Source organism: Marinimicrobium sp. UBA4509 (assembly GCF_002388575.1).
GTDB classification, from domain to species: domain Bacteria; phylum Pseudomonadota; class Gammaproteobacteria; order Pseudomonadales; family Cellvibrionaceae; genus Marinimicrobium; species Marinimicrobium koreense.
In genome coordinates, this window is record NZ_DGMV01000056.1 from 62,463 (window position 1) to 62,782 (window position 320).

Sequence of the window (320 nt, forward strand, 5' to 3'; positions counted from 1 at the left end):
CTGCTCGACTCCATCACCCGTCTCGCCCGCGCTTACAACACCGTGATCCCCTCCTCCGGTAAAGTGCTGACCGGTGGTGTGGACGCCCACGCCCTGGAGCGCCCCAAGCGTTTCTTCGGTGCGGCCCGGAATATTGAAGAGGGCGGCAGCCTGACCATCATCGCCACCGCGCTGGTCGACACCGGCTCGAAGATGGACGAAGTGATTTACGAGGAATTCAAAGGCACCGGCAACCTGGAACTGCACCTTGATCGGAAAATCGCCGAGAAGCGTATTTACCCGGCAATCAACGTACGTCGCTCCGGCACCCGCCGCGAAGA

Annotated in this window: 1 pseudogene; it reads left to right on the plus strand. The window is 61.2% G+C overall.

The features are described from left to right. Positions 1-320 (plus strand): annotated as a pseudogene (gene rho / locus B3520_RS11000) (transcription termination factor Rho); the annotation flags it as partial.